This is a genomic window from Catenuloplanes nepalensis (assembly GCF_030811575.1).
GTDB lineage: Bacteria > Actinomycetota > Actinomycetes > Mycobacteriales > Micromonosporaceae > Catenuloplanes > Catenuloplanes nepalensis.
The window spans coordinates 6,945,857-6,970,337 of sequence record NZ_JAUSRA010000001.1; the positions used below are offsets into that span (position 1 = coordinate 6,945,857).

26 protein-coding genes are annotated in these 24,481 nt (G+C 71.7%); 14 read left to right on the plus strand and 12 right to left on the minus strand.

Annotated features, from left to right (window positions below; translation table 11 throughout):
• Positions 1 to 15 precede the first annotated feature (15 nt).
• Genes J2S43_RS29865 through J2S43_RS29875 form a run of 3 tightly spaced genes read left to right on the plus strand, consistent with a single transcriptional unit; the run spans position 16 to position 2,091 of the window.
• The gene (locus J2S43_RS29865; protein WP_306834895.1) at positions 16 to 237 is read left to right on the plus strand and encodes a DUF8746 domain-containing protein; all 222 of its coding nucleotides are present in this window, start codon (positions 16 to 18) and stop codon (positions 235 to 237) included.
• Positions 227 to 1,426, plus strand: a complete 1,200-nt coding sequence (locus J2S43_RS29870) for a sensor histidine kinase (protein WP_306834896.1) — start codon at positions 227 to 229, stop codon at positions 1,424 to 1,426. The genes J2S43_RS29865 and J2S43_RS29870 overlap by 11 nt, the downstream gene beginning before the upstream one ends.
• Entirely contained in the window at positions 1,423 to 2,091 is a 669-nt protein-coding gene (locus tag J2S43_RS29875; protein WP_306834898.1) for a response regulator, read from the plus strand. The genes J2S43_RS29870 and J2S43_RS29875 overlap by 4 nt, the downstream gene beginning before the upstream one ends.
• 106 nt (positions 2,092 to 2,197) lie before the next feature.
• Here J2S43_RS29875 and J2S43_RS29880 read toward each other — a convergent pair whose 3' ends face one another.
• Together J2S43_RS29880 and sigK are read right to left on the minus strand one after the other, a co-directional pair.
• The gene (locus J2S43_RS29880) at positions 2,198 to 2,929 is read right to left on the minus strand and encodes an anti-sigma factor (protein ID WP_306834899.1); all 732 of its coding nucleotides are present in this window, start codon (positions 2,927 to 2,929) and stop codon (positions 2,198 to 2,200) included.
• A complete protein-coding gene (gene sigK / locus J2S43_RS29885) occupies positions 2,926 to 3,528 on the minus strand; it encodes an ECF RNA polymerase sigma factor SigK (RefSeq protein ID WP_306834900.1) in 603 nt (200 codons plus the stop codon). The genes J2S43_RS29880 and sigK overlap by 4 nt, the downstream gene beginning before the upstream one ends.
• An 87-nt stretch (positions 3,529 to 3,615) precedes the next feature.
• Here sigK and J2S43_RS29890 point away from each other — a divergent pair, with 87 nt between their 5' ends.
• From J2S43_RS29890 to J2S43_RS29900, 3 genes are all read left to right on the plus strand, one after another.
• On the plus strand, positions 3,616 to 4,218 hold the full coding sequence (locus J2S43_RS29890; protein ID WP_306834901.1) for an HAD-IA family hydrolase: 603 nt from the start codon (positions 3,616 to 3,618) through the stop codon (positions 4,216 to 4,218).
• Positions 4,219 to 4,372: 154 nt separating this feature from the next.
• Complete coding sequence (locus J2S43_RS29895) at positions 4,373 to 6,454, plus strand: Hsp70 family protein (RefSeq protein ID WP_306834903.1); 2,082 nt, start codon at positions 4,373 to 4,375, stop codon at positions 6,452 to 6,454.
• Between the two features lie 3 nt (positions 6,455 to 6,457).
• Positions 6,458 to 7,810: an Hsp70 family protein gene (locus J2S43_RS29900; RefSeq protein WP_306834904.1), complete on the plus strand. Its 1,353-nt coding sequence runs from the start codon at positions 6,458 to 6,460 to the stop codon at positions 7,808 to 7,810.
• A 365-nt stretch (positions 7,811 to 8,175) separates the two neighbouring features.
• On the opposite strand, the gene J2S43_RS29905 is transcribed toward J2S43_RS29900, so the two are convergent.
• Complete coding sequence (locus J2S43_RS29905) at positions 8,176 to 9,249, minus strand: alpha/beta hydrolase (protein ID WP_306834905.1); 1,074 nt, start codon at positions 9,247 to 9,249, stop codon at positions 8,176 to 8,178.
• A 237-nt stretch (positions 9,250 to 9,486) separates the two neighbouring features.
• Between J2S43_RS29905 and J2S43_RS29910 the strand changes: the two genes are divergently transcribed.
• The 3 genes from J2S43_RS29910 (at position 9,487) to J2S43_RS29920 (ending at position 12,743) form a co-directional block, all read left to right on the plus strand.
• Positions 9,487 to 10,074: a TetR/AcrR family transcriptional regulator gene (locus J2S43_RS29910; protein ID WP_306834906.1), complete on the plus strand. Its 588-nt coding sequence runs from the start codon at positions 9,487 to 9,489 to the stop codon at positions 10,072 to 10,074.
• A 90-nt stretch (positions 10,075 to 10,164) separates the two neighbouring features.
• Positions 10,165 to 10,974, plus strand: a complete 810-nt coding sequence (locus tag J2S43_RS29915) for an SAM-dependent methyltransferase (RefSeq protein ID WP_306834907.1) — start codon at positions 10,165 to 10,167, stop codon at positions 10,972 to 10,974.
• Positions 10,971 to 12,743, plus strand: coding sequence for a putative bifunctional diguanylate cyclase/phosphodiesterase (locus J2S43_RS29920; RefSeq protein WP_306834908.1), 1,773 nt, complete (start codon positions 10,971 to 10,973; stop codon positions 12,741 to 12,743). The genes J2S43_RS29915 and J2S43_RS29920 overlap by 4 nt, the downstream gene beginning before the upstream one ends.
• Before the next feature lie 917 nt (positions 12,744 to 13,660).
• Here the strand turns inward: J2S43_RS29920 and J2S43_RS29925 are convergent.
• The 3 genes from J2S43_RS29925 to J2S43_RS29935 all read right to left on the minus strand — a co-directional run bounded on the left by J2S43_RS29925 (position 13,661) and on the right by J2S43_RS29935 (position 15,790).
• The gene (locus tag J2S43_RS29925; protein ID WP_306834909.1) at positions 13,661 to 14,554 is read right to left on the minus strand and encodes a Gfo/Idh/MocA family protein; all 894 of its coding nucleotides are present in this window, start codon (positions 14,552 to 14,554) and stop codon (positions 13,661 to 13,663) included.
• A 104-nt stretch (positions 14,555 to 14,658) separates the two neighbouring features.
• Positions 14,659 to 15,381 (minus strand): hypothetical protein, encoded by a 723-nt coding sequence (locus J2S43_RS29930; RefSeq protein ID WP_306834910.1) that lies wholly within the window; start codon positions 15,379 to 15,381, stop codon positions 14,659 to 14,661.
• Positions 15,382 to 15,445: 64 nt separating this feature from the next.
• The gene (locus J2S43_RS29935; protein ID WP_306834911.1) at positions 15,446 to 15,790 is read right to left on the minus strand and encodes a RyR domain-containing protein; all 345 of its coding nucleotides are present in this window, start codon (positions 15,788 to 15,790) and stop codon (positions 15,446 to 15,448) included.
• Positions 15,791 to 15,845: 55 nt separating this feature from the next.
• On the opposite strand from J2S43_RS29935, the gene J2S43_RS29940 reads away from it, so the two are divergent.
• Positions 15,846 to 16,199 carry a hypothetical protein gene (locus J2S43_RS29940; RefSeq protein ID WP_306834912.1) on the plus strand — a complete coding sequence of 118 codons (354 nt, stop codon included), beginning with the start codon at positions 15,846 to 15,848 and terminating at the stop codon, positions 16,197 to 16,199.
• Positions 16,200 to 16,207: 8 nt separating this feature from the next.
• Positions 16,208 to 16,615 (plus strand): hypothetical protein, encoded by a 408-nt coding sequence (locus J2S43_RS29945; RefSeq protein ID WP_306834913.1) that lies wholly within the window; start codon positions 16,208 to 16,210, stop codon positions 16,613 to 16,615.
• On the opposite strand, the gene J2S43_RS29950 is transcribed toward J2S43_RS29945, so the two are convergent.
• Positions 16,593 to 18,218: an alpha-amylase family protein gene (locus tag J2S43_RS29950; protein ID WP_306834914.1), complete on the minus strand. Its 1,626-nt coding sequence runs from the start codon at positions 18,216 to 18,218 to the stop codon at positions 16,593 to 16,595. The two genes, J2S43_RS29945 and J2S43_RS29950, sit on opposite strands and share 23 nt — an antisense overlap.
• 108 nt (positions 18,219 to 18,326) lie before the next feature.
• Here J2S43_RS29950 and J2S43_RS29955 point away from each other — a divergent pair, with 108 nt between their 5' ends.
• Together J2S43_RS29955 and J2S43_RS29960 are read left to right on the plus strand one after the other, a co-directional pair.
• A complete protein-coding gene (locus tag J2S43_RS29955) occupies positions 18,327 to 19,343 on the plus strand; it encodes a LacI family DNA-binding transcriptional regulator (protein WP_306834915.1) in 1,017 nt (338 codons plus the stop codon).
• 10 nt (positions 19,344 to 19,353) lie between these two features.
• A complete protein-coding gene (locus J2S43_RS29960) occupies positions 19,354 to 20,010 on the plus strand; it encodes a DedA family protein (RefSeq protein WP_306834916.1) in 657 nt (218 codons plus the stop codon).
• Here the strand turns inward: J2S43_RS29960 and J2S43_RS29965 are convergent.
• The 5 genes from J2S43_RS29965 to J2S43_RS29985 form a co-directional block, all read right to left on the minus strand.
• Positions 19,964 to 20,725, minus strand: a complete 762-nt coding sequence (locus tag J2S43_RS29965) for a YidC/Oxa1 family membrane protein insertase (protein ID WP_306834917.1) — start codon at positions 20,723 to 20,725, stop codon at positions 19,964 to 19,966. The genes J2S43_RS29960 and J2S43_RS29965 overlap by 47 nt on opposite strands.
• A gap of 49 nt (positions 20,726 to 20,774) precedes the next feature.
• Complete coding sequence (locus tag J2S43_RS29970; protein WP_306834918.1) at positions 20,775 to 21,077, minus strand: DUF6412 domain-containing protein; 303 nt, start codon at positions 21,075 to 21,077, stop codon at positions 20,775 to 20,777.
• Between the two features lie 13 nt (positions 21,078 to 21,090).
• Positions 21,091 to 21,666, minus strand: coding sequence for a GTP-binding protein (locus J2S43_RS29975; RefSeq protein WP_306834919.1), 576 nt, complete (start codon positions 21,664 to 21,666; stop codon positions 21,091 to 21,093).
• On the minus strand, positions 21,656 to 22,057 hold the full coding sequence (locus tag J2S43_RS29980) for a roadblock/LC7 domain-containing protein (protein WP_306834920.1): 402 nt from the start codon (positions 22,055 to 22,057) through the stop codon (positions 21,656 to 21,658). Before J2S43_RS29980 ends, J2S43_RS29975 begins: the two co-directional genes overlap by 11 nt.
• Positions 22,058 to 22,450: 393 nt before the next feature.
• Positions 22,451 to 22,822, minus strand: coding sequence for a hypothetical protein (locus J2S43_RS29985; protein ID WP_306834921.1), 372 nt, complete (start codon positions 22,820 to 22,822; stop codon positions 22,451 to 22,453).
• Between the two features lie 214 nt (positions 22,823 to 23,036).
• Here J2S43_RS29985 and J2S43_RS29990 point away from each other — a divergent pair, with 214 nt between their 5' ends.
• Positions 23,037 to 23,378, plus strand: coding sequence for an ArsR/SmtB family transcription factor (locus J2S43_RS29990; RefSeq protein ID WP_306834922.1), 342 nt, complete (start codon positions 23,037 to 23,039; stop codon positions 23,376 to 23,378).
• Positions 23,379 to 24,481 lie beyond the last annotated feature (1,103 nt).

The window sequence follows — 24,481 nt, forward strand, 5'->3', positions numbered from 1 at the left end:
CCGTACCGTCCTCCCATGACCACGAGCAGGGGGTACGCCGTGCCCGTGATCGTCTGGGTGCGCTCTCCGCACGCCGGCGAGCTGCACGGCGCACTGACCGCGCACGGCGGCGAGGTCACGGCGGCCGGGGACGGGCTGCTGCGCGTCACCGGGCTGACCGCGGCCGAGGTCGGTGACCTGGCCGTCGAGTGGGGTGCGCCGATCCACGAGCTACGCACCTCGCATCATGAGCTTTGACCTGCGGCGGCTCCGCGTCGTGGTCCGGTGCCGGACCTTCGCCGCCCGGCACCGGCTGCTGGTGGACGCCGGCCTGGCCGCGCTGCTGCTCGTGCTGCAGTTCTCACAGCGCGCACCCGGCCCGGCCGGCCTGGCTCTGGTGGTCGCGCTGCACGTCCCGCTGATCTGGCGGCGTGCCCGGCCGGTGCCGGCGTTCTGGGCCACGCTCGCCGTCGCGATGGTCTGCGACCTGCACGCCTGGCAGTTCGAACCACGCCGGCCGTTCGTCTTCGCGGTGCTGATGGCGGCGCTCTACGCGGTCGCGCTGCATGAACCGGACCGCCGCCACCTCTGGGCCGCGGTCGTGGGCGCCGAGCTGGCCTCCGTGATCATGCTCGCGTCCGCCCGGAGCTGGACCGAGTACTCCGGCGCGGTGCTGTTCGCGACCGCGCTGCTGGCCGCGGCCGCGTCGCTCGGCGTGGTCCGGCAGACCCGCCGCGCCTACCTGGCCGAGCTGGAGGAGCGCGCCCGCCGCCTGGAACGGGAGAGCGACCAGCAGGCCCAGCTCGCGGTCGCGGCCGAACGCGCCCGGATCGCCCGGGAGATGCACGACATCGTGGCGCACAACCTGACCGTGATGGTCGCGCTGGCCGACGGCGCCGCGCTCACCGTGAGCCGCTCGCCGGAGCTGGCCGCGGACACCATGCACAAGGTCTCCGCGACCGGCCGGCAGGCGCTCGGCGAGATGCGCCGGCTGCTCGGCCTGCTCCGCGCGGACGTGCCGGCACCCGCGCCGCGGGTGAGGGCGCCTCAGCCCGGCTTCGCGGACATCGACGGGCTGATCGCCCAGGTGCGCACCGCGGGCCTGACCGTCACCGTCGCCCAGCACGGCCTGCCGGTCGAGGCATGGGGCCCGGGTGCCGGACTCACGGCGTACCGGCTGGTCCAGGAGGCGCTGACGAATACGCTCAAGCATGCGGGGCCGGGCACCAACGCCCGGGTCGACCTGCGCTACGAGCCGCACGGGATGGAGCTTTCGGTGACCGACGACGGACGCGCACCCGCCCGGACCTCCCCGGGCGCCGGTGGGCACGGCCTGGCCGGGATGGCCGAGCGGGTCGGTTCCTACGACGGCACGGTCGAGTCCGGCCCGCTGGCGGAGGGCGGCTGGCGAGTCCGCGCCCGGCTCACGTTCGGCGCCGTCGCGTGATCCGGGTCGCGCTCGTCGACGACCAGCCGCTGTTGCGCCTCGGCTACCGCATGGTGCTGGAGTCCGAGCCTGATCTGGAGGTGGTCGGCGAGGCCGGGGACGGCGCGGCCGGCGTCGACCTGGCCCACCGGATCGTGCCGGACGTGGTGCTGATGGACGTGCGCATGCCGATCCTGGACGGCATCGAGGCGACCCGCCGGATCGCCGCGTCCGGCCTGCCCACCCGGGTGCTGGTGCTGACCACGTTCAACCTCGACGAGTACGCGTTCTCCGCGCTCCGCGCCGGTGCCAGCGGTTTCCTGCTCAAGGACGTGCCGCCGGCCGACCTGCTGACCGGCATCCGCGCGGTGGCGGCCGGCGACGCGATCATCTCGCCCAGCGTCACCCGCCGGCTGATCGACGCGTTCGCCGCCCACCTCCCGGACCACGGCACGGCCCGCCCGGCCACGCCGGACGACCGGCTGGCCCGGCTCACCGACCGGGAGCGCGAGGTGATGACGGAGATCGCGCGCGGCGGCTCCAACGCGGAGATCGCCGCGCATTTCAACGTCTCCGAGGCCACGGTCAAGACGCACGTCGGCCGGATCCTGACCAAGCTCGGGCTCCGCGACCGGGTGCAGGTGGTCATCTTCGCGTACGAGACCGGCCTGATCCACCCGGCCTGACGCGTTCCACGCCGGTGGAACGACCGTTCCACGCCGGTGGAACGACGTGGAACGGCGGCGCCGCCCGGCTCCCGGCCGCCGAGCCCGCGCGGGCCGACAGTCTCGATCACGGAAGAGGGACCTGGGCCTTGATCGGCAGCGTCGGTTCCCGGGAGCCGGCGGCCGGCTCGATGGTCAGCGCGAGCACGTCCGTGTCCCGCACCGAGGAGACGAACCGGGTGCCGGACCCCGCGCCGGCCGGCATCACCCCGGCCGGTGCCGGGTCCGCGCCGGTGATCAGCCACAGCTGGTAGGCCTTGCCCGGCTCCGGCGGCACGCCGTCCGCCAGCAGCACCACGCCCTCGTCCCGGGACTCCGACACCACGACCGTCACCTGGCCGCCACCGTCCACGTCCGCGGTCCGCAGCCGCGCGTCCGGCGCCGTGAGCACCGCCTGGATGCGCGCGGTCTCGGCCCGCGCGGCCTCCGCGATCACGGCCTGCTCGCGTACCCGCTGGTCCTGGTAGGCGAAGACGGCCGCGCCGGCGCCGGCCGTCAGCGCCACGGCCGCGGCCACGGCGAGCACCCGCCGGCCCCAGGACGCCCGTCGCGCGGGGGCCCGGCGCACCGGCGTCACCTGCCGGGTGACCGCGACCCGCGCCATCACCTCGCGGCGCAGCCGGGGCGGCGGCACCGACCAGGTCGCGTCCGCCAGCCGGGCCGTGGTCTCGCGCAGCTCGTCCACCTCGGCCGAGCACGCCCGGCAGGTGCCGAGGTGCCGGTCGAACGCGGCGCGCTCGATGTCGTCCACCGCGTCCAGCACGTACGCGCCGACCAACGCGTGAATGTCCATGGTCATCGCGACACCTCCACACCGAGGCAGTCGCGCAGCCGGATCAGGCCGTCGCGCATGCGGCTCTTGATGGTGGGCAGCCCGGCGTCGAGCAACCGGGCCACCTCCGGATAACTGTGCCCGCCGTAGTACGCGAGCGTGACCGCCTCGCGCTGCAGGTCGGTGAGGCTGCCCAGGCAGCGGCGCACCTGCTGCTGCTCCAGCCGGCTGGTGACCTCCTCGACGACCTCGTCGTAGGGGACGTCGGCCTCGGCCGCGGCGACGCGCCGGACGCGTTCGGTGCCGGCCTGCTCGGAACGGACCCGGTCGACCGCGCGCCGGTGCGCGATCGTGAAGACCCACGCGGTGGCGGATCCCCGGGCCGGGTCGAACCGGCCCGCCGTGCGCCACACCTCCACCAGCGCCTCCTGCGCGACCTCCTCGGCCTGGGCCGGGTCGCGCAGCACGCGCCGGATCAGGCCGTAGACGCGCGGCGACAGCAGCTCGTAGAGGCGGGCGAACGCGGGCTCGTCGCCGCGCGCCACCGCGCGCAGCAGCCGGTCCGGCTCGGCCTGCCCGGCCGCATGCTGCGGTGCCGGCGGTACCGCGGACAGATGGTCGGTCATACGGCTCAGCTTGCCTTGCATGCGCGCCTGATCACAGTAGGGGCTTCGGTGCGCCCGGTTCCGCGGATGGGTGCGAGGCTGTGCGGCATGAAGATCGGTGCGGTGCTCTTCGACATGGACGGCACGCTGGTCGACTCGCACGGGGCGATCATCCGAAGCTGGACCCGGATCGCCGAGGAGTACGAGCTGCCGCTCGACGACATCCTGGCCGTGCACGCGGGCCGGCCCGCGTGGAGCACGCTGGAGTCGGTGGCGCCGTGGCTCGGCGCGGAGCGGATCCGGCAGGCGGGCGCGCGGCAGCTGGAGTGGGAGTACGACGACCTCGACGACGTGATCGCGATCGACGGCGCGCTTGAGCTGATCGAGGGTGTCGACCGGCGCGGCCTGAAGTGGGCCGTCGTGACCAGCGCGGACGAGCGGCTGGCCCGAGCCCGGATGGGCGCGGTCGGCATCACCCCGCCGCTGTTGATCAGCACGGACGACATCAGCGCGCCGAAGCCGGACCCGGAGGGCTACCTGCTGGCGGCGAGCCGCCTCGGCGTACCGCCGGAAGGGTGTCTGGTCGTCGAGGACGCACCCGCGGGAGTGGCCGCCGGGCGCGCCGCGGGCATGCGCGTGGTCGGCGTGGCGGGAATCACCGGCGACCTAACCGTGACAAATCTGGTCGAAATCCTCGAACTTCTCGACTGACGAGCCGGAAATCCGGGCTACTGGTTCGCATTCGCAACGCAACCCGGCTGGACGGGGACGGTAGTGCTCCAGGAAACTGTGCCGGTACTTCCGTAGTGCTGACTTCCTCGGTGCTGTGGCTCGGGAGCGCTGTGGCAAGGACGTAGGGGTGGGGATGACCGAACCAATCCTGGCGGTCGATGTCGGCACGTCCGGCACATCGGCGGCGCTGATTGTCGGTGACCAGACGACGTTGCTGAAAGAGCCGCTGACCGGCGGTTTCGTCTGGCCGTCCGCCGTCTGCGTGGACGACGACGGCTTCGTCGTCGGCACCGCCGCGGAACGCCGCAAGCGCTCCGTGCCCCGGCGATACATCGACGGACCGCGCCGCGCGGTGGACGCGCAGGCCTCGATGCGCCTGGACGACCGCGAGGTGACCGGCAACGAGGCGGTCGCGGCCTACCTGGCCGAGCTCGGCCGCGAGGCGCAGCGCGTCTACGGCGGGCAGGTCTGGCGGCTCACGCTGTCGATCCCGGCCGGCTATCTCCCCGGCGACCCGCGCCGCGACGCGATGGTCGCGATCGGCGAGGCCGCGGGCTTCGTCGACGTCGAGCTGATACCCGACGCGGTCGCCGCCGCGCTCGACCCGCACACCGGCGCGGACCTGCGGCCCGGCTCGCTGGTCCTGGTCTGCGACCTGGGCGCGAACTGGACGGCCTCGCTGGTCCGGGTGGCCGGCAACGACTCCGCGCTGCTGGCCACGCAGAGCTCGACCGCCGGGCACGACCTGGAGGCGCTGCTCATCAAGGACCTGCGCACCGAGGGCCGGACCTGGCTGGAGCCGCTGCTCGCCGCACCCGGGGACGGTGGCCTGCGGGCCTACTACGAGGCGATCGACTTCGTCCGGCGGCTGAAGCACCAGCTCGGCGACTCGCTGGAGGTCGAGGACCACCTGACGCCGCTCACCCCGCCGTACAAGTTGAGTCGCGCCTGGCTGGAGGCGTTCGCCGAGCCGGCCGTGCAGGCGCTGGTCGCCAGCGCGCACGCGGTGGTCGGCGCGGTCGGCGCCACGCTGGCCGACATCTCCTCCGTCGTGCTCAGCGGCGGCGCCTCCCGGCTCCCGGTCGTCAAGCCCGCGCTGGCCAACAGTCTCGGCCACACGCTGCGGCACGCGCCCGAGCCGGAGCTGGCCGTGGTGCGCGGTGCCGCGCAGTGGGCGGCGAACGCGGAGAGCCGTGCCGTCGCCGCGGACGCGCCGAGCTGGCGCCTCGAACCGATCTCCTGGGACATCCCGGGCGGCGACGCCAAGCTGCTGCGCTGGAACGTCGGCGAGGGCGAGGCGTTCCGCGAGGGCACCGTGGTCGCGGAGGTGCGCACCGGCGACGAACGCGTCTACCAGCTGACCGCCACGCACGCGGGCGCGCTGCTGAGCCACACCGTCCCGCCCGGCGGCCAGGTCGGCTCCACGCTGGTCACGGCCGCCACCCGGGACGCGGCCGCGCTCGCGGCCGACCCGCCGACCCAGCGTCTGCAACTGCGCACCAGCGGCTCCTGGCTGCTCACGCCGGACCGCCAGGTGCTGGTCGAGTGCGACACCACCGGCCGGCACATCCGGTCGTTCGTGATCGCGACCGGCGAGCTGATCGGCGAGTTCCGGCCGGACTTCGGCGCCGGCACCGCGCAGGGAGCCAGGATCTTCTTCGACCCGGAGGGCCGGCTCAGCCTGATCGCGTGGGACACCGAGGGCACGTTCTCGGTGTGGGACGTGGAGACCGGCAAGCTCTCCACCCGGTTCCGCGACTCGGTCGGCCCGGTTCGCGTGCTGGTCGACGAGCCGACCTGGCGGCTGGCCGCGGAGGCGGACGGCAAGGTCCAGGTCGGCCGCTACCGTCGCGGCGTCACCACGCTCTGGGACCTGCGCACCGGCGAGCGGCTGGAGCGCACCGGCGACGAGACGTGGGAGCAGCGCAACCCCGGCTTCCGGATGCGCAGCCCCACGGACGCGTTCAACACCGAGAGCATCAGCCCGGACGGCCGGCTGCGCGCGCTGGTCACGTCCGACCTGGACGGCTCCGGCGTGCTCAGCCTGCAGGACATCGAGAGCAGCCTGGAGGTGTTCCGGGTGCACGCCCCGGCGGCACCGGAGGCCGAGGGCTTCGTGCCCCGGCTGCTGACGTCGTTCACCGCGGACGGGAAACTGCTGCTGGCGAACTGGGACTACGCCGACCGCAGCCTGGTCGACGCTTGGGAGATGTGAGCGGTGAACCCGGACATGGGCCCGGTGCTGGCCATCGACTTCGGCACCACGACCTCCTCCGCGGCGCTGATCGACGGCGAGCAGATCCGTCTGCTCCCGGAGCCGGTCAGCGGCGGTTACGCATGGCCGTCCGCGGTCTACTGGGACGGCGAGCGCATGCTGGTCGGCACGCTGGCCGAGCGCCGCAAACGGGCCGACCCCAACTCGTACGCCGTGGAGTTCAAGCGCGGCCTCAAGGGCGACCGCCCGATGCCGCAGGGCGACCGCACGTTCCGGCCGATCGAGCAGGCCGCGTCCGTGCTGACCGCGCTGCGCATGGAGGCCGAGCGCATGCACGGCGGCCAGATCACCCGCGCGCTGGTCACGGTGCCGGCCAGCTACGGGCCGGACGACATCCGCCGCCCGCAGATGATCGCCGCGGCCGAGGCGGCCGGGTTCACCACGGTGGAGCTGCTACCCGAGCCGGTCGCGGCCGCGTACGCGCCGATCCCCGGGCCGACGTTCCTGCCCGGCGAGCTGATCCTGATCTACGACCTCGGCGGCGGCACGTTCGACACCGCGCTGATGCGGGTCGGCGCGGAGGGCCCGGAGGTGCTCGGCCACGACGCGATCGACGACTGCGGCGGCCGCAACATCGACGCGCTGCTGGCCAACCGCATCCAGAACGACGGCGAGGAGTGGCTGGCGCCGCTGATCGCGTCCGTGGTCACCGCGCCCGGCACGCCCGCGGCGCTGCGCCTGAGCATGGCGCTGGCCGACTTCGCCCAGCGGATCAAGCACCAGCTCAGCGACGTGGAGAGCGTCGAGGACTACCTGATGCCGACCACCCCGGCGTACGAGTTGGACCGGTCCCAGCTGGCGTTGCTGGCCGAGGCGGTGCTGGAGCGCACGGTCAAGTGCTGCGCCGACCTGCTGGCCCGGCACAAGGTCCACCCGGACACGATCAGCGCGATCCTGCTGGTCGGCGGCGGTTCCCGCATGCCGGCCGCGGCCGGGGCGCTGACCAAGGCGTTCAACCGCCCGCTGCGCCGCGTCGACGAGCCGGAGCTGGCCACGGTCCAGGGCGCGGCGCGCTGGCTGACCCGCAGCGGCCCGCGCATCATCACGTCCAGCGCGGACTCCTCCCGCACCATGCCGCTCTCCTTCACGCTTCCGGGCGGCGGCGGCCAGCTGCTGCGCTGGTTCGTCTCGCCCGGCGACTCGTACCCGGTTGGCTGGCCGCTCGCCCGGGTCCGGCTCCCGTCCGGCGCGGTCTGGGACCTGACGTCATCGGTGCCGGGCACGGTCGAGCGCCTGCTGGTCCCGGCCGGCGAAGGCGTCGCCAGCCAGCAGTGGCTGGCGCTCTCCCGCCCCTGAGAAGCCAACCCCATAAGACCGATAGGACCCATTTTCCCGCTTCCGGCGTGGCCGCTTCGCGAGTGTTCCCGCGGGCACCGGTCCAATGCCACTTAGCTAAAGTTGATCATGGGCTCCGGCCTGGGCTTTCACAAAGCACCCAACCACGTCTGCGTTCTACCCGCCGAACCGGGCAGGAAGGCATCTGCGCTGGCCAGAGGCTCGCGGCCCGACCGGGTCCACTTCGAGATCAAATAAGCTGAGTGGTATTGGGCGCAGGTCGTCGCTGGCGCTCCTTCCTGCACGTGAGGTGGGCGGCCGGACCGAGACCCCCAAAACAAGATTGGGTGTTGTCCGACGCCACCCGACGGGCTCGGCACAGCGGCTCACCGGGCGTGTTCGGCCAGCCGGGTCGCTGTCTCGATGACGGCGGTTCGGGCGGCGGTGCTGATCGGGGTCAGGTTGGCGAAGGCGTGCACCATGCCGGGGACGCGCCAGGACTGGACCGGGACGCCCGCGGCGCGCAGGGCCGCCGCGTAGGCCTCGCCCTCGTCGCGCAGCGGGTCGAGCGCGGCGGTGACCACGATGGCGGGTGGCAGGCCGCGCAGGTCGGCCGCGTGCAGCGGTGAGTGCCGCGGGTCCGGCCCGATCGGGCCGGGCAGGTAGTGGCGGCGGAAGAACTCCAGGTCGCGCGCGGTGAGCACCGGGCCGGACCGGAAATGCGACCGGGACGGCCAGGTGCCGGCGTGATCCACCAGCGGGTAGAGCAGCGCCTGCGCGACCGGCGTCCGCTCGCCGCCGCGCAGGGACTGGCACACCACGGCCGCGAGGTTCGCCCCGGCGCTGTCGCCGCACACCGCCACCGCCGGCGCCTGCGTGAACGCCCAGGTCACGGCCGCGCACGCATCCTCCACCGCGGCCGGGAACGGCGACTCCGGCGCCAGCCGGTATTCCACGGACAGCACCCGCATCCGGCCGAACGCGCACAGCAGCCGGCACGTCTCGTCGTGCGTGTCCAGGTCACCGGCCACGAACCCGCCGCCGTGGAAGAAGACCACGAGCAGATCGGACCCGGTCGGCCCGGCCCGCCACGATCGCTGCCCGGCACGGTCCAGGTCGGCGTGAGCACCGGCACGGCCCAGGTCGGCGTGAGCACCGGGAGCCTGGGGGGCGTAGTGCCGGCCGCGCAGCCTTCCGGCCACGGTCACGTCGTGCACCGTGCCGACCGGGGTGGGACGGCCGGTCATCAGCGCGGCGGTCCGCCGCACCCGCCGGCGGGTGCGCGCCGGCGTGCCGGCGGAGAGCCCGGTCCTCCCCCGCCACCGCTGCGCCCGCAGCAGCATCGCGATCGTCGGGTCGATCGGGTCGCCGGACTCCGGAGTACCACCGATGAAGCGCTGCACCGGCGCCGGCAGTGTCAGCAGCCGCCGCAGCACGAACGCCTCCGCCCGGCCGATCAACGTGGTGACCCCTCTCGATGCAGGTCGGACACCTGCACGGGCCGCGAAGCGTCCACATAGGATAGCTGCACGGGGACACACGCGAGGTCCGGCGAACCCGGCCCGATCGCGTTGCGCAGCATGGGAATCCCGTCATTCCACAGTGAATGGTGTCCCCGTTCGAGCGCCCGTCGGTCCGGCGACCCACGACACCCGGATCCATTGACGGTAGCTTCGGGCACCGAGGAGAGGAAGAGCATGACGACGGCGGCCGACGACGCCCGGATCCGGGTTATGCAGGGCTTCACGGCGGCGGTCGCGGAGCGCGGCTACGCGGCCACCACGATCGCGGACATCGTCGCGGCGGCGCGCGTCTCCAAGCGCACGTTCTACGAGCACTTCCCGGACAAGGAAGCGTGCCTGCTCGCCACGTACCAGGCGAGCGCGGACCGGCTGGCGCGGATCCTGCGCGAGGCCGGCCGGCAGACCGGCGGCTGGCGGGAGCGGGTGCACGCGCTGGTCACCGCGTACCTCGCCGCGCTGGACGCGGCCGGCCCGGCCAGCCGCACGGTGCTGGTCGAGGTGCAGGCCGCGGGGCCGCGCGCGTTCCGTATGCGCAGCGAGACGCAGCACCGGTTCGCCGCGCTCTTCGTGGAGCTGGTGGAGTCGGACCCGGCACTGCCCGCGCTCACCCCGGCGCTGGCGATCGCGCTCGTCGGCGGCATCAACGAGCTGCTGTTGCACGCCGCGGACCCGTACACCCGGGACGGCGCCCCGTTCGCCTCGCTCGCGGAGACCGTCACGGACTTCGCCGGCGCGGTCATCGGCCGTGGAACTTCCACGTAGGACTCGGCGGAAACACGCGTAATCCGTACCCGCGAAAAGATCTTGATCTTTGGTTGGAGCTGATCAATCGGTTCGGGAAATAATGCGGGGATGGACCGACCGGAGTGGGCCCCGCCGGGCATCGACGTCGAGCGACCCAGTGCAGCGCGGCTGTACGACTACTTTCTGGGTGGTTCGCACAACTTCGCGGCGGACCGAGCGATGGCTCAGCAACTGCTCGCCACCGCACCGGACATCCCGCTGATCGCCCAGGCGAACCGCGCGTTCCTCCGTCGCGCCGTGCACATGCTGGCCGAGTCAGGGATCAGACAGTTTCTTGACATCGGCTCGGGCATTCCCACGCTCGGCAACGTGCACGAGGTGGCCCGCGACGTCGCGCCGGACGCCCGAGTGGTCTACGTCGATCTCGACCCGGTCGCGGTGGCGCACAGCGCGGTCCTGATCAAGGACCAGGAGGGTGTCGTCGCGATCCAGGGCGACGTGCGCAAGCCCGGCGACATCCTGCACCACCCGACCACCCGCGAGCTGATCGACTTCAACCAGCCGGTCGCGCTGCTGGTGGTCGCGCTGCTGCAGTTCGTCCGCGACGAGGACGACCCGGCCGGCATCATGGCGCAGCTGCGCGACGCACTCCCGTCCGGCAGCTACCTCACGCTCTCGCACGGCGTGGTCGACGGCTGGCGGCACGACCGGGAGATGGTGAAGAACCTCTACAACCGCACCACCACACCGGCCGCGAGCCGCACCCGCGCCGAGGTGGCCCCGTTCTTCGGCGACTTCGAGTTGGTCGACCCCGGCCTGGTCTGGGTCACCCAGTGGCGCCCCGACCAGCCAAGCAACATCGACGGCATCAAGGCGGCGAAATCCGCGGTGGTCGCCGGGGTGGGACGCAAACCGTGATCGTCGAACCACCACCACGGGGTTTCACCGACGGCACCCACATCACGCGGGTGGCGCGCGCCTGGGCACGGGCGGTCGCCGGCGCCAGCTACGTGCCGATGGCCCACGTCGACATCGAGCTGCGCCTGGCCGGGTTCACCACCCGGCTGCTGCGCGTGCTGACCAGCCAGCCGTTCGACCCGAGCCCGGCCACCCAGATCGGCGTCGAGCTGGTCGAGGCCCACTTCGCCTCGCCGGAGACGCTCGGCCACACCATCAACGTGCTCGCCGACCGCCTGCCACCGCTGGCCGGCACGTCCCTCGACTCGTCCGGCCGCCGGGTCATGCGCCTGCTCAGCGCGCTCTCCGTCGGCTACACCCGCGGCCTGCGCGAGCGCACGCTCGACGAGCAGGAGAGCATCCGGCAGGCCACCGTGCTCGCCCAGCTGCAGACCGAGCACGCGCTCCGGGAGAGCCAGGAGGCGTTCCGGCACGCGGCCGTGCACGACCAGCTCACCGGCCTGCCCAACCGCATCTTCTTCGAGAAGCAGCTCGCCGATCTGATCGAGGCCGGCGGCGCCCACAACGTCGCGATCTGCTTCATCGGCATCACCAGCCTGCAGGCGATCACGGACCGGTTCGGCCACATCCTCGGCGACAAGGCGCTCACCGTCACCGCCGACCGGCTGCGCACGCTGGCCCGGTCGCTCGGCCACCCGCTGGCCCGCTTCGCCGGCGACCAGTTCGTCATGCTGATCGAGGACCCGGCCGGCACCCCGCACCTGGCCGGCGTCGCCGACCAGATCATCGCCACGCTCTCCACCCCGGTCCACACCGACCGCCACCTGCTGCCGATGTCCGCCAGCATCGGCCTGGTCGACCGCCCGGTAGCCGGCATGGACGCGAACGACGTGATGCGCGCCGCCGCCATGACACTGCAGTGGGCCAAGGCCGACGGCACCAACCGCTGGCAGCTCTTCGACCCGGCCCGCAGCGACCGCGAGATCGCCAAGCACGCGCTCGCCGCCGACCTGGCCGGCGGCATCGACCGCGACGAGTTCTTCCTCGAATACCAGCCGCTCGTCCGCCTCGAGGACCGCGCCGTGATCGGCGTCGAGGCGCTGGTCCGCTGGCACCACCCGCGCCACGGCCGCCTCAACCCCGGCCGCTTCATCGACCTCGCCGAGGAGTCCGGCCAGATCGTCCGTCTCGGCGGCCGTCTCCTCGACAAGGCCTGCCGCCAGGCCCGCGAGTGGGCGAAACTGACGGACAGCCCGCCCTACGTCAGCGTCAACGTCGCCGTCCAGCAGCTCCGCGACGGTGCCGGCCTGCTCCGCACCGTCGACAACCTCCTCCAGGAGGTCGGCCTCGCCCCCGAACTCCTCCAGCTGGAGATCACCGAGAGCGCCTCCATCCCGGACGACCCGCAGCTGCGCCGCACGCTCGACGACATCGCCGGCCTCGGCGTCCGCCTCGCCCTCGACGACTTCGGCTCCGGCTACAGCAACCTCGGCTACCTGCAGAACCTCCCGGTCAACCAGCTGAAGATCGACATGCAGTTCGTCCGCGACTGGAAGCCGTCCTCGACGAAGTCACTGCTGCCGTCCCTGGTCAAGCTCGCCCACGACCTGCGCCTCTCCGCCCTGGCCGAGGGCGTGGAAACGTCGGAACAGGCGGAATACCTCGAGTCGATCGGCTGCGACCACGTCCAGGGCTACTACTTCGGGAAACCCCAGGCCGCCTCGTCCATCACGTCGCTGCTGCTGGAGTGGAGCGCGGAGGAGATCTGACCTCGCCTCATCCGGCGGGCGAGGCACCGGTGAGCTTTATGCGGATATATCGGGCGCCGCGGCGCCCGATATCGGCCGGCGAGCCTTTCGCAGCGAATCGGGCCCGTTATGAGGCTTATTCAGCGGGGTGAGCCGACGCCGCGTCGCCGCAGGCCAGCACTGTCGGCGCGCAACGCGCTGAATAGCCCTCTATGTGGACTCGATCTTCCGGGATTCGAGAAGCAAGATCCTTTCATACCGTATGGCTGTTTCCGGGCCCTCGAAAGGACCATATGGTATGGAAGGATCTTGGCGCTCTGGCGCTCTGGCGCTCTGGCGCTCTGGCGCTCTGGCGCTCTGGCGCTCTGGCGCTCTGGCGCTCTGGCGCTCTGGCGCTCTGGCGCTCTGGCGCTCTGGCGCTCTGGCGCTCTGGCGCTCTGACGCTCTGACGCTCTGACGCTCTGACGCCGACCATGCCGGCCCTGACCCGACCCGGCGGCCCTGCCGATGATCTGCTCGCTTGTCCTGGAGGACGGGCATATGGGGAAACCAGGCGCAACCCCTGCCACCCACGAGAAGGAAGCCGGGCCAGCGGAAACCGAGGCGGGCTGGGACCTGCGCCCATTCCCCGGAGCCTGAGGCCCGTCGGAGGCGCCTCATCCGCACCGACAGATGAACGGCACCTTTAAGCTGAAATATCGGGCGCTGCGCGCCCGATATTTCAACGTAAGCAGTGCCCAGAACCCACCGAGCACGTCGAGGTCCCGGCGACCACCGAAGCAAGTCAGCGACGAAGAACCGAGCACGTCGCCGGCGCACCAGGGCCCCGGCGAAGGCCGAGGCGAGCTGGCGACGAAGAGTCGACACGCGCCGTCCGGGATGACGGCAGCCGCATGCGACGACGCGAGCGCCTGAAGCCGGTCGCTTCGGCCGGGCGCTCAGAGCGTGACGGTGCGGGATTCCTTCATGGAGGTCTCGGCGGCCTCCAGCACCGCCACGACCAACCGTCCGAAGTGGACGCCGCACGGATGCGGCGCACGATGCCGGGCCGCCTGCACGAGCTGGCTGATGGCGGAGCCGAAGGCGTCCACCGATGATGACGAGTGTTCCGGGACCTGCACCGCACCGGCCGTACCGTGGAAGACGGTTTCGGTGCCCTTCAGCAACGAGGGCGCCTCCAGGGTCAAGGTCAGCGAGCTGACCGCGCCCAGCATGTGCTTGACCAGCACGTGCGTCGTGTTGTCGGCGCCGGGGAGTGCGGTCACCGCGGTCGGCATGCCCAGCACCGCCAGCAATACGGCCAGCGCGTGCGGGCCGACGTCCCAGAGGCCGCCGACCTCCTTGCGCCAGGATGAGTCGGCGTAAGGGCTGTCGTCGCCGTAGATGGAGGCGAAGCGGTCGGCGCGGGCGCCGGTCCAGCCGCCGGTGGTGACGGCCTCGCGGATGAACTCCTCGACCGGGGTCTGGAAGCGGCTGGTGAAGAACACGACGGATGCGACGTCGTTCTTCTCGACCGCGGCGACCAGGCGGTCGGCGGCGGCGAGCGTGAGCGACAGCGGCTTGTCCAGCAGCAGATGCCTGCCGGCGGTGGCGGCGCGGGTGGCCAGCTCGGCCTGGACGTCCGGCGGGAGCGCGATGGAGACCGCGTCGACGTCGGCGATGAGGGCGTCGACGTCGGCGTAGGCGGTGATGCCGAACCGGTCGGCGACGGCCTGCGCCTTGGCGGAGTCCCGGCCCCAGACGCCGACCAGGTCGGCCTCCGGGTGGGCGGCCAGCGCCGTCCCCTGTGTCTCAGCGGCCCAATAGCCCGTGCCGAGCAGTCCGAATCTCATCGTCGCTCCTCATCGCCGTGCCGGTCAGTCGAACACCCCACCCTAGGGGTATACGAATCCGTTACCCGCGCGGGTTCACGGTGCGATGTGGAGCAGACCATTACCTAGCGGCGGCGTTTGCCGGCGTGCTCGCGGGCCAGCAGCATCGCCTCGTGGGCCTCGGCGGCGGCCTGGGCGGCCTCGTCGGCGAGCGCGTGCGCGGCGATCTCGGCTATTCGGGCGGCCTCGTCGGCGGCGCGGGAGACTGCGGCGGCCCGATCGTACATCCGGTGGGCGGCGCGCTGCTCGGTCTGGTAGCGGTAGGCCACGCGCTCGCGCTCGCTCTGCAGTGGCGACTGGTCGGTGGTGGTCACCCGGAAGACGTCGCGCAGTTCCTCGACGGAGATCTCACCCCGCTTGAACGCCCCCAGCGCGGCCCGCGAAACCGTCCGGTCCCGCTCGTCGTCGCTCTCCTCGGAGTCGTCGAACGACTGCAGCGCGGCCGCGGCGGCGATCTCGGCGGCCGCGTCCTCCACGTCCTTGCGGGCCGCCTCGTAGGCCGCGTCCGCCACCTCCTGCGCGGCCCAGGCCTCGTCGCGTGCGATGCCGGCCGTGTTGGCCGCCTCGCGCGCCTGCTCGGCCGCGGCCGCGGCCCGGCCGGCCTTGGCGTATGCGGCGGCGGCGTGCGCGGCCAGCTCGTCGGCCTCGGCGCGGAGCAGCTTCGGGTCGGGACCCCGGTGTGACTCGCGGGTGGTGATGCTGACGACGGCGAGGAAGATCAGCGCCACGACCACCGAGCCTCCGGCGATCAGCAGCCCCCACATCGCCACCGGCAAGTCATAACCCACGGCCCTCGCCCCTCCCCGATCCCGGACGTCGCACATATCTTCCGGGCCGGAAATCACGTGCCGGTCACGGCCCGGCGAGCGCCCGGACAATGGCATGGAACAGTGCGTCCTTGCGCCGCTCGGTCTCCGGGAGATCGTCGTACGGCACGAGGCAGGGGTGGGTCTTCGCGACCGGGTCCTTGCGTGCGCCGTACCGCCAGCCGTCGTTGATCTTCAGGGTGCACCACGCGTCGTGCAGGTCCTCGGGCGTGGCACCGGCGAGCACCTCACGCACGCTGGCCTCGGTCGCCTCGCGCTCCCACGGTGCGGGCACGTCGGGCGACGGCCACGGGTCGCCGAGCGCCGTCTGCAGCGCGCGGTTGGCCGCGTGGCAGACCGCGACGACGGTCTCCATCGGGAAAACGGTCATGCCGGCCCCTTCCGACCCGCGCGTAGAGTGACCCCGTGCACCATGGAGACGCCCGGTGATCGGCGCACTCAACCTCGCGATCATTATCGCCTCGCTGCTCGTCGCCGCCTGGGCCGGATTCGCCGGTTTCCGCGATCGCGCACCGGATCCGGTGCAGTTCGCCGGGCTCGGCGTGCTGCAGGTGATGGTGCTGGCGATGGGCGTGGTCTCGCTGGTGGCGCTGCTCGGCGGCGAGCGGCCGGCCGAGCTGGAAACGTTCGCCGGTTACGTGGTGACCACGGTCTGCTGGCCGGCGGTCGCGTTCGTGCTGGGGCGGATGGAGCCGACCAAGTGGGGCTCGGTGACCGTCGCGGTGGGCTGTCTGGTGATCCCGGTGCTGGTGCTCCGGCTGGAACAGATCTGGGGATAGGGACGTCGATGACGAACGCAGTCCGCCCGACCGGGCGTGGGCCCGGCCGGGTGATCCTGGTCATCTACTGCATCTTCGCGCTGGCCGCGGGCGCCCGGGCGGGGGTGCAGATCGCCACGAAGTTCGGCGAGGCGCCGCTGGCCTACGCGCTGTCCGCGATCGCCGCCGTGATCTACCTGGTGGCCGCGGTCGCGCTGTCCCGTAACGCACGCCGGGTCGCGCTGGTGGCGATCGTGGTCGAGCTGATCGGCGTGATCGTGGTCGGCCTGCTCAGCGTGTTCGACCCGGCGGCGTTCCCGGACGCGACGGTCTGGTCCGGCTTCGGTCAGGGCTACGGTTACGTCCCGCTGGTGTTGCCGCTGGTCGGCCTGTTCTGGCTGCACCGCACGCGCGTCACCAGCCCCGCCGCAGCCTGACCCAGCGGTAGCCGTAAGCGTTCAACGACACCTTGGACAGATCCGAACTGATCGGGTCGTAGCCGTCGTCGGAGAGCACCTCGACCGGGTGGTCCGCCTCCTCGGCCAGCGACGACATGTCCACCTCGCAGGCCTCGCCGCCCAGGTTGTGCAGGAACAGCATGCACCCGGTGGTGTCGAGCGCGCGGTGCGCCAGCACGCCGCGCGGCACCGGCACGTCCACGTGCTCGCAGGAGCCGCCGCCGACCTCGGGCGCCTCGCGCAGCGTGCGGATCATCCGCTCGAACCAGGAGAGCAGCGAGTTCCGGTCGCTGCGCTGCGCGGTGACGTTCAGCGTCTCCCAGCCGTACTCGCCGCCGCTGACCGGCGGGCGCAGCGGCTCGTCCGACGTGGTGAAGCCGCCGTGCGGCTGGAAGGACCACTGCATGGGGGTACGGATCGCCATCCGCCCCGGCAGGCTCAGGTCCTCGCCCATGCCGATCTCCTCGCCGTAGCGCAGCACCGGCGTGCCCCGCAGGCTGAACTGCAGCGCGTAGGCCAGCTCGATCCGGCGCCGGTCGTTGCCCAGCATGGGTGCGAGCCGCCGCCGGATGCCCCGGTCGTACAGGCGCATGTCCTCATCGGGGCCGAAGGCCTCGAAGACGTCCTGCCGCTGGTCCGCGGTCAGCCGGGACAGGTCGACCTCGTCGTGGTTGCGCAGGAACGTGGCCCACTGCCCGGCGTCCGGCAGCGCCGGCGTGTCCCGCAGCGCGTCGACGATGCCCTCCGGGTCCTGCCGGGCCAGCGCCAGCATCAGCCGCGCGTTGAGCATGAAGTCGAAGAGCATGTGCAGCCGGCCGCCGAAGTAGTTGGTCAGCTCGGCCGGTTCGACGTTCGCCTCGGCCAGCAGCATCGCGTCACCCTTGCGCCACTGCACGTGCGAGCGGAGCTCGGTGAGGAAGTCGAAGTCCTTCGGCGAGTTCGGATTGCCCGGCTCGGTGCGCTCGATGATGAACGGCACCGCGTCCATCCGGAAGCCGTCGACGCCCAGCTGCAACCAGAACGCGCAGATCTTCTTGATCTCCTCGCGGACCGCCGGGTTGGTGATGTTGAGGTCCGGCTGGAAGTCGTAGAACCGGTGGTAGAACCAGGCCTTCGCGGTCCGGTCGTAGGTCCACGTCTCCTTCTGCTCGCCCGGGAAGACCATGCCCTGGCCGCGGTCCGCGGGCTCGGTGTCGGACCAGACGAACCAGTCCCGGTACGGCGAGTCCGGCGACGACCGCGCCGACTGGAACCACGGGTGCTCGTTCGACACGTGGTTCACCACCAGGTCGATGATCACGCGAATGCCCCGGTTACGGGCCTCGTGCAGCAGCTCCGCGAAGTCGCCGAGCGTGCCGAAGCGCGGGTCGACGTTGTAGAAGTCGGTGGCGTCGTAGCCGTCGTCGCGGTTCGGTGACGGGTGGATCGGGTGCAGCCAGAGGCACGTGATGCCGAGCCGGGCCAGATAGTCCAGCCGGCCGATCAGTCCCCGGATGTCGCCCACCCCGTCGCCGTTCGAGTCCTGGAACGTGTCGATGTCGAGGCAGTAGACGACGGCCTTGGAGTACCACCGCTCATTCATAGGACAAGAGGTTTCCAAGCGGTGCCGACACCAAACCGACACGGAGAGGTGAGATCATGTCCGCGGGGACCGGCGCGGCGCAGGGAGACGCAGAACGAACGAGGAGCGATGGCGACCATCTACGACGTCGCACGGCGCGCGGAAGTCTCCCCCGCGACCGTTTCCCGAGTGGTCAACGGCCACGCCAATGTGGACCCGATCCTGGTCGAACGGGTCCGGCGGGCCATGGCGGAGCTGGGTTACCGGCCCAACGCGGTCGCCCGTAACCTGCGGCGGAGCCGGACCACGCTCTGGGCGGCGATCATCTCCGACATCGGCGACCCCTTCTACACCGCGATGGTGCGCGGCGTGGAGGACGCGGCCCGCCCGGCCGGTTTCTCGGTCGTCCTGTGCAACACGGACGACGACGAGGACAAGGAGGGTGGGTACGTCGACGCCGCGCTGGCCGAGCAGATGGCCGGCGTGATCGTCGCACCGGCCGGCCCGGTCGCGCCGCACGTGCGCCGGCTGCTGGACGCGCGCGTTCCCGTGGTGGTCGTCGACCGGCAACCGGCGGAGCTGCGGGTGGACACCGTGCTGGTGGACAACGATCTGGGCGCGCAGGCCGCGACCGCGCACCTGATCGAGTCCGGCTACGCGCGGATCGCCTGCATCACCGGCCCGGCCACGGTCTCCACCGCGACCCAGCGCGCGCAGGGCTACCGGGCCGCGCTGCAGGAGCACGGCCGGCCGGTCGACGACGCGCTGATCCGGCACGCGGACTTCCGCGAGGAGGCCGGCTACGACGCGATGCGCGCGCTGCTGGCGCTTCCCGAGCGGCCGGACGCGGTGTTCGCCGCGGGCAACCGGCTGGCACTCGGTGCGCTGCGCTGCCTGGGGGACCGCGGCGTGTCCGTACCCGGTGAGGTGGGCCTGGTGGGTTTCGACGACCTGCCGTGGGCCGCGCTGATCCGGCCGGCGCTGACCACGGTGGCGCAGCCGACCTACGAGCTGGGCCGGTCCGCCGCGCGCCTGCTGGCCGAGCGGATCGCCGAGCCGTCCCGGCCGCCGTCGACCATCACGCTGGCCACGCACCTGGAGATCAGGGACAGCTCGGTTCGTTTCGGCCGCGGGGTCGCCGGGTAGTCGACCGGCCGTGACCATCAATGCCGACAGCCCTTCGCAGAACCTGACCGGACTCAGCGGATGGGTGGCCGGGGTCATCGAGTCGCTGGGTGAGGTCGGTGTCGGCCTGCTCGTCGCGCTGGAGAACATCATCCCGCCGATCCCCAGCGAGGTCGTGCTCGCGCTGGCCGGATACCTCGCCAACCAGGGCAGCGTCAACCTGGTGCTGGTCTGGGTCGCGGCCACGCTCGGCTCGCTGATCGGCGCGATCGCGCTCTACTGGGTCGGCCGCGGCCTCGGCGAGGAGCGCCTCAAGCGCTGGCTGGACAAGGTGCCGCTGGTCGAACGCGACGACCTGGAGAAGGCCGACCGCTGGTTCGAGAAGCACGGGAAATGGGCCGTGCTTCTCGGCCGCTGCGTCCCGGTCGTACGCAGTCTCGTCTCCCTGCCGGCCGGCGCCAACCACATGCCGGTGCCGATGTTCACCGCGTTCACCGCGCTGGGCAGCGGCGTGTGGAACACGATCTTCATCGGTGCGGGCTATGCGCTCGGCTCCCGCTGGCAGGACATCGAGCAGTACAACCGGTGGTTCGACTACATCATCTGGGCGATCTTCGCCTGGATCATCGGGTCGTGGGTGTTCAACCGCGTCCGGGCTCGCCGGCGGAAGAGGGCGCGGCAGCACTGAGCAGGTGCCGGTCCGCGCCGAGCAGCAGCCGCTCGGCCGCGGTCCAGGTCGTGGTGGTGACCAGGTAGAGCACCGCGGCGAGCGGCACGACCAGCGCGAACAGCACGGTGCCGTACGGCAGGAAACGCATCACCCGCATGATCTGCGCCTGGCCGGGCGGCGCGTCGGCCGGCGTCGGGTTCGCGGCCTGCACCAGCGCCATCCGCCGGGACGACCACCAGGCCAGCACGGTCAGCATCGCCAGCAGCACCGCGAAGAGCGCCAGGCCGCCGTCGTTCACGTGCGCGCCCAGCGCGGTGCCGAAGAACCGCTCGTCCAGCAGCGCGTTGTGCTCGCCGGCCAGCGTGGGCGTGGTGAACAGCCGGTACATGACCGTGAAGAACGGGACCTGCAGCAGCGCGGGCAGGCAGCCACCGAGCGGGCTCGCGCCCTCCTCCCGGTACATCTTCAGCATCTCGGCCTGCAGCGCGGCCGGGTCGTCCCTGTGCTTGGCCTGCAACTCGCGCAGCTTCGGCGCGAGCGCGGCGGTGCGCCGCTGGCCGCGGATCTGCGCCCAGGTCAGCGGCGAGATCAGCAGGCGGACGCCCATGGTGAACAGGATGATGGCGATCGCGGTCGCGGCCGTGCCGGTGAACGGCTCGGTGACGGACGCGATCGAGGTGACGACGGTGGACGCGATGCCGGCGGCACCGTCGATGGGATTGAACGCGAGCATGGTGAAACCCCTCAGAAGCAAAGACCCACGTGGGTACGGACGGGACGAGCTAGGCGACCGAGGGGAGGGTCGCCGGGGCTCGGGGCCGGGAACGGCCGGCCGCGTCCGGATCACGGAATCGAGGGGTGCGGGCGTTGAGCGCGCGCACGCGCATGGCGGCGCCACGGTGCGGCGCCGGGTAGCCGGGGCCGCGCAACCGGCCGCTGGCGAGATGGATCGCCAGCACCACCGCGACGAGGCCGGCCGCGGCCAGCGCGATCATCTCGGCGGGGCTGGAGCCGGCCGGGGCGGCCTGGGTCAGCTGTGCGGCGGTCCACGCCCACAGCGACCACAGGAACCCGGTCAGCACCATCGACCCACCATATCTAGTCGCGTCGAGCGGAGTTCCGCTTGATCACGTACTCCACGAGCTCGATCAGGAGCTCCTTGCCGGACGCGCGGTCGCGGGCGTCGCAGAGCACGACCGGCACCTCGTCGTCCAGGTCGAGCGCGGTCCGCACGGCGGCCGGGCTGAACTTCTGCTCGTTGTCGAAGCAGTTCACCCCGACCAGGAACGGCAGGTTCCGCGTCTCGAAGTAGTCGATCGACGGGAAGCAGTCGGCCAGCCGCCGGGTGTCCGCCAGCACCACCGCGCCGAGCGCGCCCTGGGCCAGCTCGTCCCAGAGGAACCAGAACCGGTCCTGGCCGGGCGTGCCGAACAGGTAGAGCACCAGGTCCTGATCGATGGTGATCCGGCCGAAGTCCATCGCGACCGTGGTGGAGGTCTTGGCCTCGACGCCGGAGAGGTCGTCGGTGCCGACGCTCACGTCGGTGAGCATCTCCTCGGTCTGCAGCACCCGGATCTCGCTGACCGCGCCGACCATCGTCGTCCTGCCCGCGCCGAAACCGCCGGCCACCAGCACCTTGAGCGCGACCGGGGCGCGCCGTTCCTCAGCGGCCATCGACGCCCGCCCGGTGTGCGACGGAGAAGTTGTCGCCGACGCGCGTGACCAGCAGCGCCATCTCGTACGAGATCAGGCCGATGTCCGCCTCGGAGCCGGCCAGCACGGCGAGGCAGGAACTCCGGCCGGCGGTGCTGATGAAGAGGAACGCGTCCTCCATCTCCAGCAGCGTCTGCCGGACCGCCCCGGCGTTGAAGTGCCGGCTGGCGCTGCGCGCCAGACTGGCGAAGCCCGAGGCCATGGCGGCCAGGTGTTCGCCGTCCTCCCGGGAGAGCCCGCGCGAGGCACCGATCAGCAAACCGTCCGCGGAGAGGAGCACCGCCTGACGGGTGTGAGGCACCTTCTCGATGAGCTCGTCCAGGAGCCATCCCGGTTGGCCGAACAACGTCATGCCGCAGTCTCCCACAACGTTCCGTGACCGTCGTGCCGGTCGATGCCGTCCCTGCCGGGCACGCCGGTCACCGAGCGTGCGGCAGTGCCCGCGCGCGGTGCGCTTCTCGGTGCAGACATCCCGGCGATCCTTCCTGGTTCTCGCGTGCGACGAGGACATCATCCCTCGTTGCACAACAGGAGATCGAGGCGGGCGGCGGTTTCCGTTGTGCGTGACGACACCGACGCGCTCCGCAGTCGCTCCTCTGTGGAAGGTCGTCCGGGGTTGCGTCGGAATCACGACAGATCAATCGACGAACAAGCGCGGCCACTACTCGGAGTGACCGCGCGGGAGTGCTGCGGAGCCGGACGGTGGGCGTCCCGGCCGGGGGACGCCCACCGGGCTCCGGGAGGGTCAGACGTCGATCGACTCCTCTATGCGCCGCAGCTGGTGCCGGGCCAGTGCCAGATTCGCACGTGACTTGATCAGCGCGAGGTAGAGGAACAGGCCCTTGCCGGAGCGCGCCTTGAGCGGGCGGATCAGGTGGTACTGCTCCCCGAGCGTGACCAGGATGTCCTCGATCTCGTCGCGCATCTGCAGCATCTCCATGGCGCGCAGCTTCGCGCGCACCACATCGGTGTTGCCGGCCGCGGCGACCGTGAGGTCGAAGTCCTTGGTCCCGCCCGCGATGCCCAGCGCCATCCCGCTGGTGTAGTCGACGAGCGCCACACCGATGGCCCCGTCGATCTGCATCGCGTCCTTGAGTGCGACGTCCATGTCTGGCATGTGCCTGCCTCCGTGAAGGGCGTGCGAGGGAAGGGCGGCACGTGAGCCGCTTACGGTTTCCCAGATTGCGGCCGCACGGCGGACATCGGTCGCACAAGCTGTGCGATCGGTACGTCGCGCGCTGTCACAGACTTCGGACGACCGCGGCACGCCAGTTGTGAACTTCTGCAACTGCGCAAACCCTCAAGCCGCCAACCACGAGGCAGGTCGCACCGTGTCGGTGCCGCTCTATCAGGCGAAGGCGGAGATGTTCCGCACGCTGGGCCACCCTGTCCGGATCCGCGTGCTCGAACTGCTCCAGGACGGCCCCAAGCCGGTCCGGCTCCTGCTCGCCGAGATCGACGTGGAGGCGTCCGGCCTCTCCCAGCAGCTGGCGGTCCTCCGCCGTGCCGGCATCGTGCTCACCTACCGCGACGGGCCGCTGGTCATGTACGCCCTGAGCACCCCGGACGTGGCCGACCTGCTCGCGGCCGGCCGCCGGATCCTCCGCGCGGTCCTCGCCGACCGCGACGGCCTGCTGATCGAACTCGGCCCCGCCGGAAAGACCGCCCCATAGAGCCGGAAAAGTCAAAGACATAGAGGCTTATTCAGCACCGCCCTCGTCAGGCCGCCCTCGTCAGGCCGCCCGGACTGCGGCAACGCGGTGCCGGCTCGCCGCACTGAATAAGCCTCATAGAGGGTCCGAAAGACAGGACAAGGAGCGTCCGGAGAGGCAGGACCACAAAGTGATTTTCCCGCTTCCGGCGTGCCCACTTCCCCAGTGCTCCCGCGGGCACCGGTCAATGCCACCCAGCTTGAGTCGACCACGGATTCCTGCCTGCGCTTCCCGAAAGCGCTCCGCCGACGCCCGCCCGACGCCCGCCGGCCGTCCTCTGTCGCCCGCACCCCTCGGACTGGCTCTGCTGCCCAGCCCTTTCGGACCGGGAAGCGCGAGCTGACCCGGCCCGCTCGCGGCGATCGGGCGCTGCCCGCCCGAAATATCGCTACATCCCACCCTCCGGCGCGGACCCCAGACTCGCGAGCCGACACCGCCGCAGCCTGAGTGATCAATCAGGTGAGCAAAAGGTAGATCGAGAATCGAAGTTGATCGCCTTTTCGCTCACCTGATTGATCACTCAGGCGCCGGGCCCGAGGCCGTCAAGATCTCCCGGCCCCGCCAGCAGGACGCGTGCCCGCTTCATCGGGAGATTTCGGGCACGAGGCGCCGGGTCCCCGCCGGAAGGGGGTCGACCCTGCCCGCTTGCGGTGTTCCGGCGCCCGGAGACCGCGTGCGATTCGCGTACCGACAGCGAGCGGGGGCCACGGAACCCGGATCGGGCTGAGAGCATTCCCGCCGGTCACGGAATGCGGCCGTACCGCAGCTCCTTCAAGGAGGCTTATTCAGCGCCGCCCTCGTCAGACCGCGCGGCCTGCGGCAACGCGGTGCCGGTTCGCTGCGCTGAACAAGCCTCAAGATCAAAGTAGGCCACGTGGCATTGGGCACCGGTCGTCGCCAGCGCTCCTCCCTAATGCACGTTCCGAGGGTGGTTACCCCAAGACCCACGACCTCGGCCGGCGCTCGCGGCACTCGCCGCGACCGACGCCCCCACCGGCACTCAAGGCCGCGATCCGGCGTCCCACCGGCACTCAAGGCCGCGAACCGGCGTCCCACCGGCACTC

Coding starts and splice junctions, on each gene's coding strand:
- J2S43_RS29925 (WP_306834909.1), bottom strand. CDS start 14,554: ATGAGATTCGGACTGCTCGGCACGGGCTATTGGGCCGCTGAGACACAG.
- J2S43_RS29890 (WP_306834901.1), top strand. CDS start 3,616: ATGAAGATCGGTGCGGTGCTCTTCGACATGGACGGCACGCTGGTCGAC.
- J2S43_RS29980 (WP_306834920.1), bottom strand. CDS start 22,057: ATGACGTTGTTCGGCCAACCGGGATGGCTCCTGGACGAGCTCATCGAG.
- J2S43_RS29895 (WP_306834903.1), top strand. CDS start 4,373: ATGACCGAACCAATCCTGGCGGTCGATGTCGGCACGTCCGGCACATCG.
- J2S43_RS29935 (WP_306834911.1), bottom strand. CDS start 15,790: ATGACCGTTTTCCCGATGGAGACCGTCGTCGCGGTCTGCCACGCGGCC.
- J2S43_RS29910 (WP_306834906.1), top strand. CDS start 9,487: ATGACGACGGCGGCCGACGACGCCCGGATCCGGGTTATGCAGGGCTTC.
- J2S43_RS29985 (WP_306834921.1), bottom strand. CDS start 22,822: ATGCCAGACATGGACGTCGCACTCAAGGACGCGATGCAGATCGACGGG.
- J2S43_RS29950 (WP_306834914.1), bottom strand. CDS start 18,218: ATGAATGAGCGGTGGTACTCCAAGGCCGTCGTCTACTGCCTCGACATC.
- J2S43_RS29965 (WP_306834917.1), bottom strand. CDS start 20,725: ATGCTCGCGTTCAATCCCATCGACGGTGCCGCCGGCATCGCGTCCACC.
- J2S43_RS29955 (WP_306834915.1), top strand. CDS start 18,327: ATGGCGACCATCTACGACGTCGCACGGCGCGCGGAAGTCTCCCCCGCG.
- J2S43_RS29880 (WP_306834899.1), bottom strand. CDS start 2,929: ATGACCATGGACATTCACGCGTTGGTCGGCGCGTACGTGCTGGACGCG.
- J2S43_RS29915 (WP_306834907.1), top strand. CDS start 10,165: ATGGACCGACCGGAGTGGGCCCCGCCGGGCATCGACGTCGAGCGACCC.
- J2S43_RS29870 (WP_306834896.1), top strand. CDS start 227: ATGAGCTTTGACCTGCGGCGGCTCCGCGTCGTGGTCCGGTGCCGGACC.
- J2S43_RS29945 (WP_306834913.1), top strand. CDS start 16,208: ATGACGAACGCAGTCCGCCCGACCGGGCGTGGGCCCGGCCGGGTGATC.
- J2S43_RS29865 (WP_306834895.1), top strand. CDS start 16: ATGACCACGAGCAGGGGGTACGCCGTGCCCGTGATCGTCTGGGTGCGC.
- J2S43_RS29975 (WP_306834919.1), bottom strand. CDS start 21,666: ATGGCCGCTGAGGAACGGCGCGCCCCGGTCGCGCTCAAGGTGCTGGTG.
- sigK (WP_306834900.1), bottom strand. CDS start 3,528: ATGACCGACCATCTGTCCGCGGTACCGCCGGCACCGCAGCATGCGGCC.
- J2S43_RS29970 (WP_306834918.1), bottom strand. CDS start 21,077: ATGGTGCTGACCGGGTTCCTGTGGTCGCTGTGGGCGTGGACCGCCGCA.